General features: G+C 69.8%; 12 protein-coding genes and 1 tRNA gene. 2 read left to right on the forward strand and 11 right to left on the reverse strand.

Annotation, left to right across the window (positions count from 1 at the left end; translation table 11 throughout):
• Positions 1 to 108: 108 nt before the first annotated feature.
• The 8 genes from AB0M56_RS11680 to AB0M56_RS11715 form a co-directional block, all read right to left on the reverse strand.
• Positions 109 to 1,896 (reverse strand): cation acetate symporter, encoded by a 1,788-nt coding sequence (locus AB0M56_RS11680; protein ID WP_364173882.1) that lies wholly within the window; start codon positions 1,894 to 1,896, stop codon positions 109 to 111.
• A 69-nt stretch (positions 1,897 to 1,965) separates the two neighbouring features.
• Positions 1,966 to 2,472: a hypothetical protein gene (locus AB0M56_RS11685; RefSeq protein WP_364043725.1), complete on the reverse strand. Its 507-nt coding sequence runs from the start codon at positions 2,470 to 2,472 to the stop codon at positions 1,966 to 1,968.
• 4 nt (positions 2,473 to 2,476) lie between these two features.
• Entirely contained in the window at positions 2,477 to 3,310 is an 834-nt protein-coding gene (locus AB0M56_RS11690) for a LytTR family DNA-binding domain-containing protein (protein WP_364173885.1), read from the reverse strand.
• A gap of 162 nt (positions 3,311 to 3,472) precedes the next feature.
• Positions 3,473 to 4,318, reverse strand: coding sequence for a S49 family peptidase (locus tag AB0M56_RS11695; RefSeq protein ID WP_364173888.1), 846 nt, complete (start codon positions 4,316 to 4,318; stop codon positions 3,473 to 3,475).
• 18 nt (positions 4,319 to 4,336) lie between these two features.
• Positions 4,337 to 5,638, reverse strand: a complete 1,302-nt coding sequence (locus AB0M56_RS11700) for a histidine kinase (protein WP_354865887.1) — start codon at positions 5,636 to 5,638, stop codon at positions 4,337 to 4,339.
• Positions 5,639 to 5,850: 212 nt separating this feature from the next.
• Complete coding sequence (locus AB0M56_RS11705; protein ID WP_364173892.1) at positions 5,851 to 6,711, reverse strand: DNA-formamidopyrimidine glycosylase family protein; 861 nt, start codon at positions 6,709 to 6,711, stop codon at positions 5,851 to 5,853.
• Positions 6,712 to 6,779: 68 nt separating this feature from the next.
• Complete coding sequence (locus AB0M56_RS11710) at positions 6,780 to 7,220, reverse strand: DUF983 domain-containing protein (RefSeq protein ID WP_220245532.1); 441 nt, start codon at positions 7,218 to 7,220, stop codon at positions 6,780 to 6,782.
• 108 nt (positions 7,221 to 7,328) lie between these two features.
• Positions 7,329 to 8,939 carry a sigma-70 family RNA polymerase sigma factor gene (locus AB0M56_RS11715; protein ID WP_364173895.1) on the reverse strand — a complete coding sequence of 537 codons (1,611 nt, stop codon included), beginning with the start codon at positions 8,937 to 8,939 and terminating at the stop codon, positions 7,329 to 7,331.
• Positions 8,940 to 9,158: 219 nt separating this feature from the next.
• Here AB0M56_RS11715 and AB0M56_RS11720 point away from each other — a divergent pair.
• Positions 9,159 to 9,231, forward strand: a tRNA-Gly gene (locus tag AB0M56_RS11720).
• Between the two features lie 994 nt (positions 9,232 to 10,225).
• Positions 10,226 to 11,698: a phosphocholine-specific phospholipase C gene (locus tag AB0M56_RS11725; RefSeq protein ID WP_364173898.1), complete on the forward strand. Its 1,473-nt coding sequence runs from the start codon at positions 10,226 to 10,228 to the stop codon at positions 11,696 to 11,698.
• A 91-nt stretch (positions 11,699 to 11,789) separates the two neighbouring features.
• Here AB0M56_RS11725 and AB0M56_RS11730 read toward each other — a convergent pair whose 3' ends face one another.
• The 3 genes from AB0M56_RS11730 to AB0M56_RS11740 all read right to left on the reverse strand — a co-directional run bounded on the left by AB0M56_RS11730 (position 11,790) and on the right by AB0M56_RS11740 (position 13,617).
• Positions 11,790 to 12,191, reverse strand: coding sequence for an immunity 7 family protein (locus AB0M56_RS11730; protein ID WP_364173901.1), 402 nt, complete (start codon positions 12,189 to 12,191; stop codon positions 11,790 to 11,792).
• Between the two features lie 85 nt (positions 12,192 to 12,276).
• Positions 12,277 to 12,786 (reverse strand): DUF2716 domain-containing protein, encoded by a 510-nt coding sequence (locus AB0M56_RS11735; RefSeq protein WP_364173904.1) that lies wholly within the window; start codon positions 12,784 to 12,786, stop codon positions 12,277 to 12,279.
• Between the two features lie 225 nt (positions 12,787 to 13,011).
• Positions 13,012 to 13,617, reverse strand: a complete 606-nt coding sequence (locus AB0M56_RS11740) for a hypothetical protein (RefSeq protein ID WP_220245527.1) — start codon at positions 13,615 to 13,617, stop codon at positions 13,012 to 13,014.
• Positions 13,618 to 13,651: the final 34 nt, after the last annotated feature.

A 13,651-nucleotide genomic window follows, 5' to 3' on the forward strand; every position in this document is an offset into this window, starting at 1 on the left:
CCGACAACGACCTGAAAACACCGACACGACCAACACGAAGATCTTCCGCCCCGGAAAGGCTGATGCGACCTCGTCGAATCGGGTGAATACAAAGTGACTCCGAGTGACCTACTTGCGGTGCCGGCCTCGCCCCGCTCGGGCCTTGTCCTCCGCCTGGCCGAACCGCGCGACGGCCCGGTCGTTCATGAGGCCGAGCGGGTCGGGGGCGTGCAGCCGCAGCATGATGTCGTTGACCAGCTCCGGGCGCCCGTAGCGGGTCAGGCGGCTGACCACGTACGTCGTGAGGAACGCCGCCGGCACCGAGATCAGGCCCGGCTGGCTCGTGAACCAAGGCGCTTCGAAACTCGCGTAGCCCGCAGCGATGTCGACGCCCAGCGCCGCCAGCACCAGCCCGCCGCCGACGAGCATGCCCGCCAGCGCGCCCGGCCAGCTGAGCTTGCGCCACCAGATGCCGAGCAGCAGCAGCGGGCTGAACGTCGACGCCGCCAAAGCGAACGTCAGCCCGATCGACAACGAGATGTCCTCCGTGCGCAGCAGGAACGCCAAGCCGAGCGGACACAGCGCGACGATGGCCGTGCCCACCTTGAAATCCTTGACGCGCCCGGGAAGCAGGTCCGTGGACACCACGCCGGCCACGCTCACCAGCAGCCCCGACGAACTCGACAGGAACGCCGCGAACGCCCCCGCCGCCACGACCGCCGCGAGGATCTGGCCCACGATCCCCGGCACCATCGCCGACGGCAGCATCAGCACGGCCGCGTCGGTGTTGCCGGTGACGAGCAGCTGCGGCACGTACATCCGCGACAGTGCGCCCAGCATCGTCGGGAACAGGTAGAACAACCCGAGAAGCAACAGCACGTGGACGGTCGTGCGGCGCGCGGCCTTGCCGTCAGGGTTGGTGTAGAAACGCACCAGCACGTGGGGCAGGCCCATGGTGCCGAGGAACAGCGCGAAGATCAGCGAGTACGTCTGCAGCAGGTCGGTGATCTTGCCGGACGCGGGGTGCAGCCAGGCGTCGTTGCTCGCCGGCGCATCGCTGATCACCGGCACCGGCGTGCCCGCGGCGAACTTGAGCGTGGTGCCCTTCTCGACCGTGTGCGGGATCAGCGGCGACCAGCGCGCCACGCCGCGCGCGGGGCCGTCGTCGATGCGGCCGTCGGCGTAGAAGTAGGTCTCGGTGGTGACGTTCACCGTCACGTCGGTCTGCACTGAAACGGTGGTGTCCTGCGGGAACACGGGCGGGGCGGGCGCACCGAGCCCGCGCACGCCGCCGGGGCCGCCGCCGGAGAAGAACACCATGCACAGCACGAAAGTCGGCACGGAGATCGCGAACAGCTTGAGCCAGTACTGGAAGGCCTGGACCACCGTGATCGCGCGCATACCGCCGGCGATCACGTTGATGCTGACCAGCACCGTGACGACGACCGCGCCCACCCACGCGGGCACGGGCAGGATCGACGCGAGCGTGAGCCCCGCGCCCTGCAACTGCGGGACCATGTAGAGGATCCCGATGAACACCACGAACGCCGTCGCGAAGCGGCGCAGCCCCAGCGAACCGAGGCGCATCTCCACGAAGTCCGGCAGCGTGTACGCGCCCGAGCGACGCAGCGGCGCGGCCACGAACAGCATCAGCGCGAGGTAGCCGGCGGTGAAGCCGACCGGGTACCAGGTGGCGTCGGCGCCTTCCTTGAGCACGATGCCCGCGACGCCCAGGAACGACGCCGCCGAGAGGTACTCACCCGAGATGGCCGCGGCGTTGCGGCGCGAACGGACTGTTCGCCTGGCGACAAGGAAATCGTGTGTGCTGGTGGCCGAACGCGAGGAGCGGTACCCGAGGTAGTACGTCGCGAGGGCGACCAGCACGATGCCGGTCAACGCCCACGGGTTCAGCTGCACGGCTGGAATCCTCGCACGAGCCCGCGGCCAGGTGATGCCCCGCCACCGGGGCTTTCCCGTCCGCGGCGGTCAGTTTTCGATCATGTCCACGAAGTCGCGCTCGTGGCGCTCGGCGAGCCGGTTGTACCAAAGGCCCACCGCGAACAGGAACGGGAACGGCAGCAGCCCGAGCACGAGCCACGGGATCGGGATGCCGATCACCGTGAACCGCGCGACGGCGGGCAGCAGGTAGAACAACACGGGCATCGCACCGAGCACCAGTAGCACGAGCAACGCCAGCAGCACGGCCGTGCGCAGCTGCACCTTCACCAGGTCGCGGACCAGTAGCTTTCCCCAGCTGGTCTGCTCCTCCAGCTCGACGCGCGCGCGCATCCGGCCCGCCGACTGGCGCGGGTCGGCCAGCACCACGCGCTGCCGCTTTGGCTTCTCGTGCGCGGGCTCGGCCGGGCGCAGCGGCTCGGGCGCCGGCGGCACCGGCTCCACGACCGCGCTGTCCTCGGGCACGCGACCCAGCGTCGGGTCCGGTTCGCGGACGCCGTTGGCCAGGCGGTGGTATGGGTCGTCGGGCGCTGACACAGGCTCAGCCGCCGCGGCCGGAGCCGACGAGCCGGTCCTTCAGCGCCCGCGTGTGCCGCCGGCTGACCGGCAGCACCTTCTCCTCGTTGCCGATCACGACCTGGTAGCCACCCTGGCCCATGCGCAGCTCCGTGATCAGCGGCAACGCGACCAGGAACGAGCGGTGGATGCGCACGAACCCGGCCTTCTCCCAGCGTTCCTCGAGCTGGGCCAGCGGGATGCGCACCAGGTGGCTGCCCTCGGTGGTGAACAGCCGGGCGTAGTCGCCTTGAGCCTCCACCCAGCGCACCGACGAGCGCGGGATGAGCTTGGTGGTGCCGGCGAGCTCGACGGGGATCACCTCGTCGTCGTTCTTCACCGGCTCGCCCGCGCGCTGCCCGGGCGGTGGCGAGGCGGCCGAAGCCAGCTTCTCGCGCACCCGCGAGACAGACCGGTCGAGGCGGTCCTGCTGGAACGGCTTGAGCACGTAGTCGACGGCGCCGAGGTCGAACGCGTTCACGGCTTCCTCGGCGTGGCCCGTGACGAACACCAGGATCGGCGACGGGTTCATCGCCGCGATCACGCGCGACATCTCCATACCGGACAGGCCGGGCATGTCGATGTCCGCGAACACGGCGTCGACCGTCGGCAGGCCCTGCGCGCGCCGGGCGATGAGCTCGGGGTCGTCGTGGGAGAACAACCGCAGCGCGTCGGAAGCGTCCGACGCTTTGAAGACGCGGTGGATGTGCGGGTTGTTCTTCAGGCCGTGGGTCAGTTCGTCAAGCCCGTTGAGCTCGTCGTCCACCGCCAGGACGATGAGCTTCCGGGTGTCTTCATGAGCACTCACAGTGAGACGCATCCTGCCGATTGCCGAGTGCAATGTCCAGCCCCGTCCCGCTCATCCGCCCGTCGGGGAAAGCCGACGCCCCCTTTGCCCCATTCCTGGTCACGGGCGCGGCACGGTGCCGTACGACAGTGCGGCCAACCGGGCGAGTGCCGGACGCGCACGGGGGTCCGGAGGTCACAAACCGAAGCGGGCCCACGCGGCCTTGGTGGTCACCGCGTCCAGCACCGCGCTCGCCGCCGCGGGGGCGCCGATGCCGAGCCGGGCCAGCAGCGGCTTCTTCGGCTCCGCCACGGAGATCTCGGCGTCCGGGTACCGCTCGGTGACGATCTGGCGCAGCGAGCCGAGGCCGTCGATCAGGCCGAGGTCGAGCGCCTTCTGCCCGAGCCAGACGTCGCCGGTGAACAGGTCCTCGGTGTCGGCGAGCCGGCTGCCGCGGCGCTCCTTGACCCAGTCGACGAACAGCTCGTGGAGCTGGCTGTGCATCTTCTTCAGCCACTCGACGTCCTCGGGCTTCTCCGGGCTGAACGGGTCGAGGCGCGACTTGTTCGCGCCCGCCGTGTGCAGCCGGCGCTCGATGCCGAAGCGCTCCAACAGGCCCGTGAACCCGAAGCCACCGCTGATCACGCCGATGGAGCCGACCATCGACGTGCGGTGGGCGAAGATCTCGTCGGCCGCGCACGCGAGCCAGTAGCCGCCGGACGCCGCGACGTCCTCGGCGAAGGCGAGCACGGGCACCTTCTTCTCGTCGGCCAGCTGGCGGATGCGCTCCGCGACCAGGCCCGACTGCGTCGGCGCGCCACCCGGCGAGTTGATCAGCAGCGCCACCGCCTTGAGCCGGTCGTGGCCGAACGCCCTGGTCAGCGCAGACTCGACGGCCGCCAGGTTGATCGAGCCGCGCGCCAGCGGCGAAGGCGAAGGCGTGATCACGCCGTGCAGCTTCACCACCGCGACCACGTCCTTGCGCTCGACGCGGTCGCCGAGCACAGGCAGGCGGGACGTCAGCTTCTCGGTAACGCTCATGCCGCCAGGCTAGCCATGTCAGAGGGCGGGCAGCATGCCCGAACGCGATCCGTTCACACCGTTGTGCTCGACCTCGGTGTCCTCGGGGCCGCCCTGTGATGGCACGTCGGCCGAGTAGTCGGGCATGTTCGGGCGCACGCCGAGCTTGAACTTCGGCACGCGCAGCGTCACCTTCATGCCGGCACCGGGCGCGGTGTCGACGGTGAGCGCGTAGTCCTCGCCGAAGACCTGGCGCATCCGCTGGTTGATGTTGCCGAGGCCGACGTGGGCGCCGGTGCGGTGCGCGTTCTTCAGGTCGGTGAGCGCGCGCGGATCCATGCCGATGCCGTCGTCCTCGACGCTGATCAGGGCCTCGGTGCCGTAGTCCTGCGCGATCACCGTGACGCAGCCGCCGCTGGGCTTGCTCGCCAGGCCGTGCTTCACCGCGTTTTCCACCAGCGGCTGGATGATCAGGAACGGCACGACCACGCTCAGCACCTCGGGCGCGATCTTCATCCGCACCTCGAGCCGGCCGCCGAAGCGGGCGTTCTCGATCGTGAGGTAGCGGTCGATGTTGCGCAGCTCCTCGGCGAGCGTGGTGTACATGCCGGAGGTGCGGAACGAGTAGCGCGTGAAGTCGGCGAAGTCCTGAAGCAGCTCGCGCGCCTCTTCGGGGTCCGTGCGGATCAGCGCGGAGATCGTGTTCAGCGCGTTGTAGACGAAGTGCGGCGAGATCTGCGCGCGCAGGGCCTTGATCTCGGCCTGGTTCAGCTGGTTGCGCGACTCCTCGAGGCGCGCCAGCTCGAACTGCGTGCAGACGAACTGCGCCACGGCCTCGGCCATCTGCACGAGCTTGCCGCGCGTGCGCCCGACGACGATCAGCGTGGCCTCCGCCGTGCCCTCGACCAGGATCGGCACGATGGCGGCGGTTTTCATCTTGCAGGTGCCACGGTGGTTGCACGGCATGCGGTTGTGATCGGCGACGGCGCGGCGGTGCTTGCGCAGCGCGGTGCCGATGTCGTCGACGAGGTCGAGGTAGTGGTCCGTGGCCTCGCCGGCCCAGGACAGGAGCGTGCCCTCACTGTCGGTGATCCCCACGGCGAGGCAGTCGAGCACTTCGAGCAGCTCGGCCGTCATCCGGTTGGCGGCCTCCTCGTCGAGCCCGGCGCGCAGGTTCGGCGTGGCCTTCGACATCCGGTGCACGGCCTGCAGCACCGCGTCCTGGATCACGCCCTTGGGCCGGCGCACCTTGAAGAGCAGCACCAGGACGATGACCGCGAGCACACCGGCCAGCGTCCACGGGACGACCTGCGCGAGGGGGAAGGCGGACACGACGTCCATGCTCTGCGCTCGACCGACCGGGTGCAAGGCTTGCTCCCCACTTTCTGTCCAGTTGTGACGACCGAGGGTGGTTGAACCCTACCGAGCGGCGTGCCAGGGCCGCATGGTCACTCCCTGCGACGGCTGGCGGAGTGGATTTTCCCGTTCGGCCCAGCGCTCTCACGGCGCGAACGGACCCGTCCTGCGGGGGTTCGCGGAGCCCGGGCCCCGCGTTACTTGAGCAACCGCGACATCCGGCGGTCGGCCAGGGGTTTGCCGCCCGTCTGGCAGGTCGGGCAGTACTGGAAGGACTTGTCGGCGAAGGAGATCTCGCGGATGGTGTCGCCGCAGACCGGGCAGGGCAGGCCGGTGCGGGCGTGCACGCGCAGGCCCGAGCGCTTCTCCCCCTTGAGCATCGCGGCCTTCTGGCCGACGGAGCGCTGCACGGCGTCGGACTCGATGTCGTGGATCGCGGCGGCCAGGGTCTCCAGCGCGCCCTCGTCGAGCTTGCCGACGGTGGCGTACGGGGAGAGCTTCGCCTTGTGCATGATCTCGTCGGAGTAGGCGTTGCCGATGCCGGCGATGAGCGACTGGTCGGTGAGCGCCCACTTGAGCCGCGTGCCCTTGCCGGCGAAGAGCTCGCGCAGCTGCGACGCGTCGAGCGACAGCGCGTCCGGCCCCAGGCGCGCGACGCTCGGGATCTCGCTCGGGTCGTGGACGATCCAGACGGCGAGGCCCTTCTTCGTGCCGGCCTCTGTGAGGTCGAAGCCCGGGCCGGCCGCGGCGTTGAGGTGCACGCGCAGCGAGATCGGGCCCTTGCCCGGCTTCAACGGCGTGGGCGAAAGCTGGTCGGACCAGCGCAGCCAGCCGGCGCGGGCGAGGTGGACGACGAGATGCAGGTCGCCGAGGACCACATCGAGGTGCTTGCCGTGGCGGGTGGTGCCGGTGATTTCGCGGCCGTGCAGCTCGGTGTAGGGCGGCACTGCCGTCTTCAGGACGCTGAGCGAGGCTACGTCGAGCCGGAACACCGTGGAGCCCACGGCGTGTTCGCGCAGGTGGTGGGCGAGTGCTTCGACCTCGGGCAGCTCGGGCATGGCACCAGTCTTGCTCGCGCTGCCCGAATCGGCCAGGTGCCGTTACTCGACAGCCCTATTCGACAGGCCTATTCGACAGGGTGCAGAGGACCGTCGAAATCAGGCAGCGAGTGCTTCTGGATCGTCTTCGTGATCCGCTTGACCTCGCCCGACACCGTGAACATGCCCCGGATCGTGCCGACCCAGCGCTCCGAGGGCCGGTCGCCCGCCACGTCGCCCTCGGTTTCGGCGACGACCGTCCACGGCCGGCGCAGGATCCAGCGCAACGGGAAGAACAGCAGCACCAGCAGGATCGCGAGGAACACCCACGCCGGCACACGCACCTGGTCCGGCGTCCAGATCACGAGCACCACAGCCAGGAAGGCGGTGACCAAGAGCATGGCGATGCCCGGCGTGTAGCTGCCGGCCACGTCGTGTTCGAAATCGTCCGCGGTGGCGGGCGCACGCCACTCCATCTGGGCTCGGACCACCCAGTCGCGGCCGTCTTCACCGCGTACCAGCCGGTTCATCCTGTTGCCTCCCGGGCGACGCTCGAGTCGGTCAACGTTATCGTGACGGCGCCCGTCAGCGCGAGGTGGTCACGGAGCGTGGCGTGAGGTTTGCCCGGTTTCCGCTGCTCAGGGAGCCGGCGGCGAATCGGAATCGGCCGAACCGGTGACATCCGACGGGGTCACGTCTCCCGAGTCCTGGGAAGTCGTATCCGTTTCGGACCGGGTCTCGGACGGCGTGGACTTGGTCGGAGCGGACTTCGCGGACGATTCGGGCTTCTCCGGGACGGTGTCACCCGGCGTCGGCGTGGTCGTGACCGTCGGCGGGAGGTAGGTCTCCGGCGGGGGCACGTACGTGAACGTCGGCGGCGGCACGAACGACGGCGGGTACGAGGTCCGCGTGGTGCTGAAAGGGCCATCGATCGTCGGGTCGTCGCACGGGGCGCCCGACGTCAGATCCGGGTCGGTGTCGGCGCGCGAGTCCGTGGACTCGGTGGTGTCCGTGGAGTTCTGGCTCGACATCGGGGCGTGCGACTGGCTGCCGACGGGGAGGTCGTCGCGGGCCGAACCGCCGGACGGCTGCCCGGCGCCGGGCCCGCCCGAGAGCTTCGGCACGTCGTTGGTGCCCAGATGCGAGCCGACGGTGTGGGCCGACGGGTGCTGCGGGCGCGCGGCGCCGTGCAACTGCCCGGTCGCCACGCGCGGCCCGTGCTGCACCTGCGGAGGCGGCTGCTGAGCCGGCGGCGCGGGCGGCTGCAACGCCAGCTCCGGCGCGCCACCCTGGAGGCCGACGTCCTGCACCGAGTGCGAACCGAACACGAGCGGACCGGTCGTGAACCCGGCGACGCCCGCGGCGGCCGTCGACGCGAGCGCGAGGCCCACCTTCACCTTCGAACCGAACAGCACGCCCTTCACAGTGGTGACGACCCCCGTCACCCCGGCGGCCTTGCCGAGGCCCACCAGCGCCGGCACCGCGACCACGATCACCTCGGCGTGCGCGCGCAGCGAGGAACAGACATCGCGCAGCTCGTCCTGCGTCGCCCGACAGGATGCGCACCCCAGCAGGTGCGCCTTGATCCGCTCCGCCTCGGCGCCCGTGACGCTGCCCGCCGTGAAGCCGCCCATCTTCTCGACGACCGAACGGCACGTCCCCGGCCCGCGGTTCACCGAAAGGTGCGCCTGCAGGTAGGCCGCCCGCAGCCCTTGGCGAGCACGGCGGGCGAGCGCCGCCGTCGCGTTGGCCGAAAGCCCGAAGTGCGGCGCGACCATGGCTGGCTGCTCGCCCTCGACCTCGGTCTGCCACAACACCGTGCGCCAACGCTCGGGCAGACTCGTGAACGCCGTGGTGATCAGCGTGTGCTCGGCGGTGCGCGCGTTGGTATCGGCGCCCGCGCCGGCGCGGAACGTCAGCTCGTCGTCGGTCACCGGCACATCGCGGCGCGCCCCGTGCCACTCCCACGACACGCGGCGGGCGACGGTCAGGAGGTACGCGCGGACGTAGTCACGCGGGCCCGCGCCGCGCCGCAGCGCCTGCAGGACCCGGAAGAACGTCTCGGCCGTGATGTCCTCGGCCTCGGAACTGTCGGACGCGAGGCTCTGCGCCAATCTCCGCACGGCCGCCGCGTGGAGCTCGAACAGCTCCCCGAACGCGGCGTCTTCCCCGTTGCGGAGCCGCTGAAGAAGTGCCTGCTCGTCGGATTCCGAGGCCGCTGGTGGCGGCGCCGTGCCCAGCTCGGTCATCCGGCAAGGCACCTCCTCCCCCGAAGGACTCACCACTCGGTCGAATGGGGACACCATACGGAGCGAAAAGCCCGTCGTCACCCCTTGTACGCCCGATGTGACACCGAAGCACCGAGTCGAGGCACGTCACAGGCCGGACTGGGACAAGGTGGACCCCCCGAAAGTGGCTCTCATCCCTCGGTATAGAGTTACGACAACACCGAGCAACAAGCGGTCAACGCGGATGTAGCGCAGCTGGTAGCGCATCACCTTGCCAAGGTGAGGGTCGCGGGTTCGAATCCCGTCATCCGCTCGGTCCAGGGGCCACTGTGTCTGCGGAATGCGCAGACCCGGTGGCCCTCGCCATATCTCCCGGGGGCCGAGCCCCCGGACCCCCGCGGTGCCATCGGTGACCATTCCTGCATGGTGGAGTTGGGGAGCTACTGCGCGGGGCGCAGTGCTCGTGGAGAGACCTGCGTTGGTGGGTTGCGGGTGAGATGCGCTGCGCGGCCGAGTTCAGTGGTGAGAGACCTGCGTTGGTGGGTTGCGGGTGAGACGCGCTGCGCGGCCGAGTTCAGTGGTGAGTGGTGAGACGAGCTCCCGAGGCGAGTTGCGGGTGAGGCGTTGTGCTCAGGTGAGTTGGTCGGTGGGCGCCCGCGGTGGTGAGGTGCCGGTGAGCGCGCGCGGCGCGGATGGAGTTGGCCGGTGAGGCGAGCTCCGTGGCGATGAGTTGCGGGGTGACCGTTCTCCCGCGCGGCCGAGGTGGGTGGTCCGGCCGGCCGCGTTGGTGAGTTGCGGGTGAATGCGCTGCGCGGCCACGTTGAGTGGTCTACCCGTGTATGAGTGAGGCGCGGACCGGCAGGCAGGCACGCGGGCCGGGCGCAGTGGGCGAGCAATCTCCCAACCGGCAGCGACTGCCATCTCGCCAACCGCAGGCCGGCAACGCAGCGGCGAGGGCGCCCAGACCCCTCCCTGCACCCTCGATCCGCAGCCCCCACACGGTGACAATCGATGATCGGGGTGCGTCCAGCGGCACCCGAAACCACCCACACAGGTGCCCGGCTCCGGCAGGACGAACACCCGAGCAAGTGCGGCCGAAGGCAAGCGGAGGGTTAGAGGAGAGCCAGCGGAGAGCAAGGCAAAACAGGAGCCCGAGGGGAACCGCCGGGTGGCCTAATGCGTTTACCAGCGGGAACAGGGCGGTTCGGGGTTGTTGGGTAGTTCGGAAGTTGTTTTCATCATGTGTTAGTCACTCGTTCTGAGATAACCACCTTTTTGGGTGACGGCGTGGCAGCAGGGTGTGAGCCATGACCGAACTGACTCGTCGCCGTCTGCTCGGATCCACCGCCGGGGCTGCGGCCGCCGCTGCCGCGGCCACGCTCCTTCCGCCCAGCGTGCAGAAGGCGCTCGCCCAGGGAGCGCCCAAGCACGGCTCGATCAAGGACATCGAGCACGTCGTGCTGCTGATGCAGGAAAACCGGTCGTTCGACCACTACTTCGGCACCATGCGCGGCGTTCGCGGGTTCGGCGACCCGCACGCCAAGAAGCTGCCGAACGGCAAGTCAGTGTTCTACCAGCCCGACACCGAGAACCCCGCCGGCTACGCGCTGCCGTTCCACCTCGACACGCACGCCACCAACGCCCAGAAGATCCCCTCGACCTCCCACGCCTGGCAGGTCCAGCACGACGCCCTCAACGGCGGCAAGATGGACAGCTGGCTCCCGGCGCACCGCAAGGCCGACGGCAAGAACGGCCCGTACGTGATGGGCTACCACACGCGCGCCGACCTGCCGTTCCAGTTCGCGCTCGCCGAGGCGTTCACCGTGTGCGACTCCTACTTCTGCTCGGTGCTCGGTCCGACGTGGCCCAACCGCATGATGTGGATGACCGGCACCGTCGACCCCGACGGCGTGAACGGCGGCCCCATCCTCGAAAACACCGCCCCCACCGGCGGCTACACCTGGACCACGTACGCGGAGCGCCTCCAGGCCGCGGGCGTGAGCTGGAAGGTCTACGAGCAGAGCGACACCTACGGCTGCAACATGCTCGAGAACTTCGCCAACTTCAAGAACGCGCCGGCCGACTCGCCGCTCGCCGTCAACGGCCTGACCCACCGACCCGAGGGCCAGTTCGAGTACGACGCGCGCAACGACAAGCTGCCCACCGTCTCGTGGATCATCTGCACCTCCACGGCTTCGGAGCACCCGAACTACACACCCGCCGAGGGCGCGGCGTTCGTCGCCTCGAAGATCAACGCCATCGCGTCCAACCCGGACGTGTGGGCCAAGACCGTGTTCATCCTCAACTACGACGAGAACGACGGCCTTTTCGACCACGTCGTCCCGCCGATCCCGCCCGCCGGCACCCCGCACGAGTACGTGAACGGCACCTCCCACGGCGGCACCAAGGGCAACGACCTCCCCGTCGGCGCGGGCTACCGCGTGCCGGCGATCGTGATCTCGCCCTGGACCGCGGGTGGCTGGGTGTGCAGCGAGCCGTTCGACCACACGTCGACCCTGCAGTTCCTCGAGCAGGTCACCGGCGTGAAGGAGACGAACATCTCCGACTGGCGCCGCAAGACCTTCGGTGACATGACCTCGGCGTTCCGCTTCAACGACCACAAGGCGCAGCCGCCGACGCTGCCCGACACCTCGGGCCCGCTCACGCTGTCGCGCTACGAGGCCGCGAACCTGCCCGCCCCGGTGTTCCCTGGCACGGACCAGAAGCCGCCGCGCCAGGAGCCAGGCAGCCGCCCGCAGACGCCGAACCACCACCACTGACGGCGCTCCACCAAGAACGCCGTCGGCCGGGGCAGAAAAAGCGAACGGCCCCTCTCGCGCCACAAGCGCGAAGGGGCCGTTCGTGCGTTTTCTACAGCTCGTACACGTCCAACACGATCGGGGCGACCGGCGTGAGGTGCTCGTCGCAGAACTCGGTCACGAGGCCGCGCGCCATGCGGAACACGCGGAACTCGTTGTCGTGGTCGGGATCCTGGTCGTCCCAGACGTGCAGCAGCCCGTATGAGCCGGGCGCCAGCTCGCCGACGCGCGTGAACGTCTCCAGCAGCTCGGGCGCGATCGCGCCGCCGTGCTTGTCGAGGCCGCCGAGGTGCAGCATCGGCATGCCCGCGCTCCAGCGGAGGTCGACGAGGTCCAGGGTGCCGGCGTCGCGCACGGCTCGGTGGACGCGATCGACCAGGCGCTCCAGCAGAGCAGCGTCGTCGTCGCCGCTCGTGGTCGCCGCGATGGTCACCCAGCCGTGGTATTCGTACACGTCGCGAACGGTAGCAGCGCCACAAGCTGCGCCGATGCGCCGGTCGGCCCGCCGCGACGGGCGGTTCCCCAGGCGGGACGGGCGGTCAGCGCGCCAGGGCGCTGGGGCGGCCGTCGCGGCGCAGGACCTTGGTCAGCACGCCCTCGCCGTGCTTCCCCACGGCGGGCAGCAGCCGATCGCCGAACGCGCACAACGTGCGTTCCCACGGGTGCCCGAGCGTGCCGAAGCTGAAGTCCTCGGCGAGGAACAGGTGGTAGTCGCCGCGCGGGAACACGGGCACGGGCCACGCCGCACCCTCGGGCATGCGGTGCGGCCAGAACTTGAACGACTGATGCTGCCAGTGCAGTACCCACAGCCACTCGTCCTCGCGCACGCTCTCCTTCAGCGCCGCCAGCACGATCCGCGCGACATCGGGCTCCTCCACCGCGTACGGCCCGAGCCGGAATTCCGCCGACGCGCGGTCGAAGTCACCCGCCGACAGATCCCACGTGCGCGACGGCGTGGGCTCGCGGAAGCCGGGCCAGTCGTGCGCGAAAGTGCTCGGCCAGAAGCCGAGCTTGTTGTAGACCCAGTACCAAGCGGGCTCGTCGGCCACTCTTGAGAGCGGCTCCCAGGCTGCTGCGTTCACTTATCGACCTCGAAGTCATCGGCCGGCTCAAAACTGTCGAAAGCTTCGTGTCCGGGGGCGAGATTGTCCAGTCCATAGCCGCCGAGTGCCAAATGCGTCACCCGAGTGGGTGCGTCCCGGGCCTGTGGCCTGCGGGATCGGTGACCGAGCGCAGCCCGAGTGCCCGGTCACCGACCGTTACCGAACGTCACATCACGCAGCGTCCCACAGGGTCATGAAGGCCGACGCCTCGCTGTGCGCCCACGGCCGCAGCCGCTCGCGGTCGCGCGCCGTGAGCGTGAACTCCTTCGCGCGCCGCACGTCGACGACCAGCGCCTCGCCGCCCGGCAGAATGTCGGACAGGCCTTGGGTGAGCAGCCACAGCGCGAGCTGCGCGGCGTCGCGCGTCAGCGGTTCCTCCTTGAAGTAGAGCCAAGTCGCGTAGCGCTGGCCGTTGCTCTTGCGCAGGCCGAGCTGCGGGCTCAGGCCCACTTCCAGCTCCCCCAGCGGCACGCGCGCCCGGCCGACCTCGATCAGCTTCGGGTCGCGCCGGCCCAGGTAGCGCAGCCACCCCTCGGCGATGGCCGAGTAGTGCGGGCGCGTGCGGTCGTCGGCGTGGTGGACCAGCGAACGCATCGCCACCTCGTCCTGCCGCGCCGCGCGCCCGGCCCGCACCGCGTTGGCCGCCCGCCGGTAGTAGTTGAACGCCGCCCGCGCCGGGTCCTCGTACAGCCGCCGCTGGCGCCGCACGAACGACGACCGCGTGGGACCCGTGCTCGCGCTGTAGCCGACGAACGTGGGCAGGGTGATGTAGGCCATGGGTCAGCCGCCTTCCGGTCCGAACTCTTCGCCG

Origin of the sequence: Amycolatopsis sp. NPDC051372 (genome assembly GCF_040682095.1) — a bacterium.
Classification (GTDB): domain Bacteria; phylum Actinomycetota; class Actinomycetes; order Mycobacteriales; family Pseudonocardiaceae; genus Amycolatopsis.

Coding starts and splice junctions, on each gene's coding strand:
- AB0M56_RS11705 (WP_364173892.1), bottom strand. CDS start 6,711: ATGCCCGAGCTGCCCGAGGTCGAAGCACTCGCCCACCACCTGCGCGAA.
- AB0M56_RS11695 (WP_364173888.1), bottom strand. CDS start 4,318: ATGAGCGTTACCGAGAAGCTGACGTCCCGCCTGCCTGTGCTCGGCGAC.
- AB0M56_RS11700 (WP_354865887.1), bottom strand. CDS start 5,638: ATGGACGTCGTGTCCGCCTTCCCCCTCGCGCAGGTCGTCCCGTGGACG.
- AB0M56_RS11690 (WP_364173885.1), bottom strand. CDS start 3,310: ATGCGTCTCACTGTGAGTGCTCATGAAGACACCCGGAAGCTCATCGTC.
- AB0M56_RS11725 (WP_364173898.1), top strand. CDS start 10,226: ATGACCGAACTGACTCGTCGCCGTCTGCTCGGATCCACCGCCGGGGCT.
- AB0M56_RS11740 (WP_220245527.1), bottom strand. CDS start 13,617: ATGGCCTACATCACCCTGCCCACGTTCGTCGGCTACAGCGCGAGCACG.
- AB0M56_RS11710 (WP_220245532.1), bottom strand. CDS start 7,220: ATGAACCGGCTGGTACGCGGTGAAGACGGCCGCGACTGGGTGGTCCGA.
- AB0M56_RS11715 (WP_364173895.1), bottom strand. CDS start 8,939: ATGACCGAGCTGGGCACGGCGCCGCCACCAGCGGCCTCGGAATCCGAC.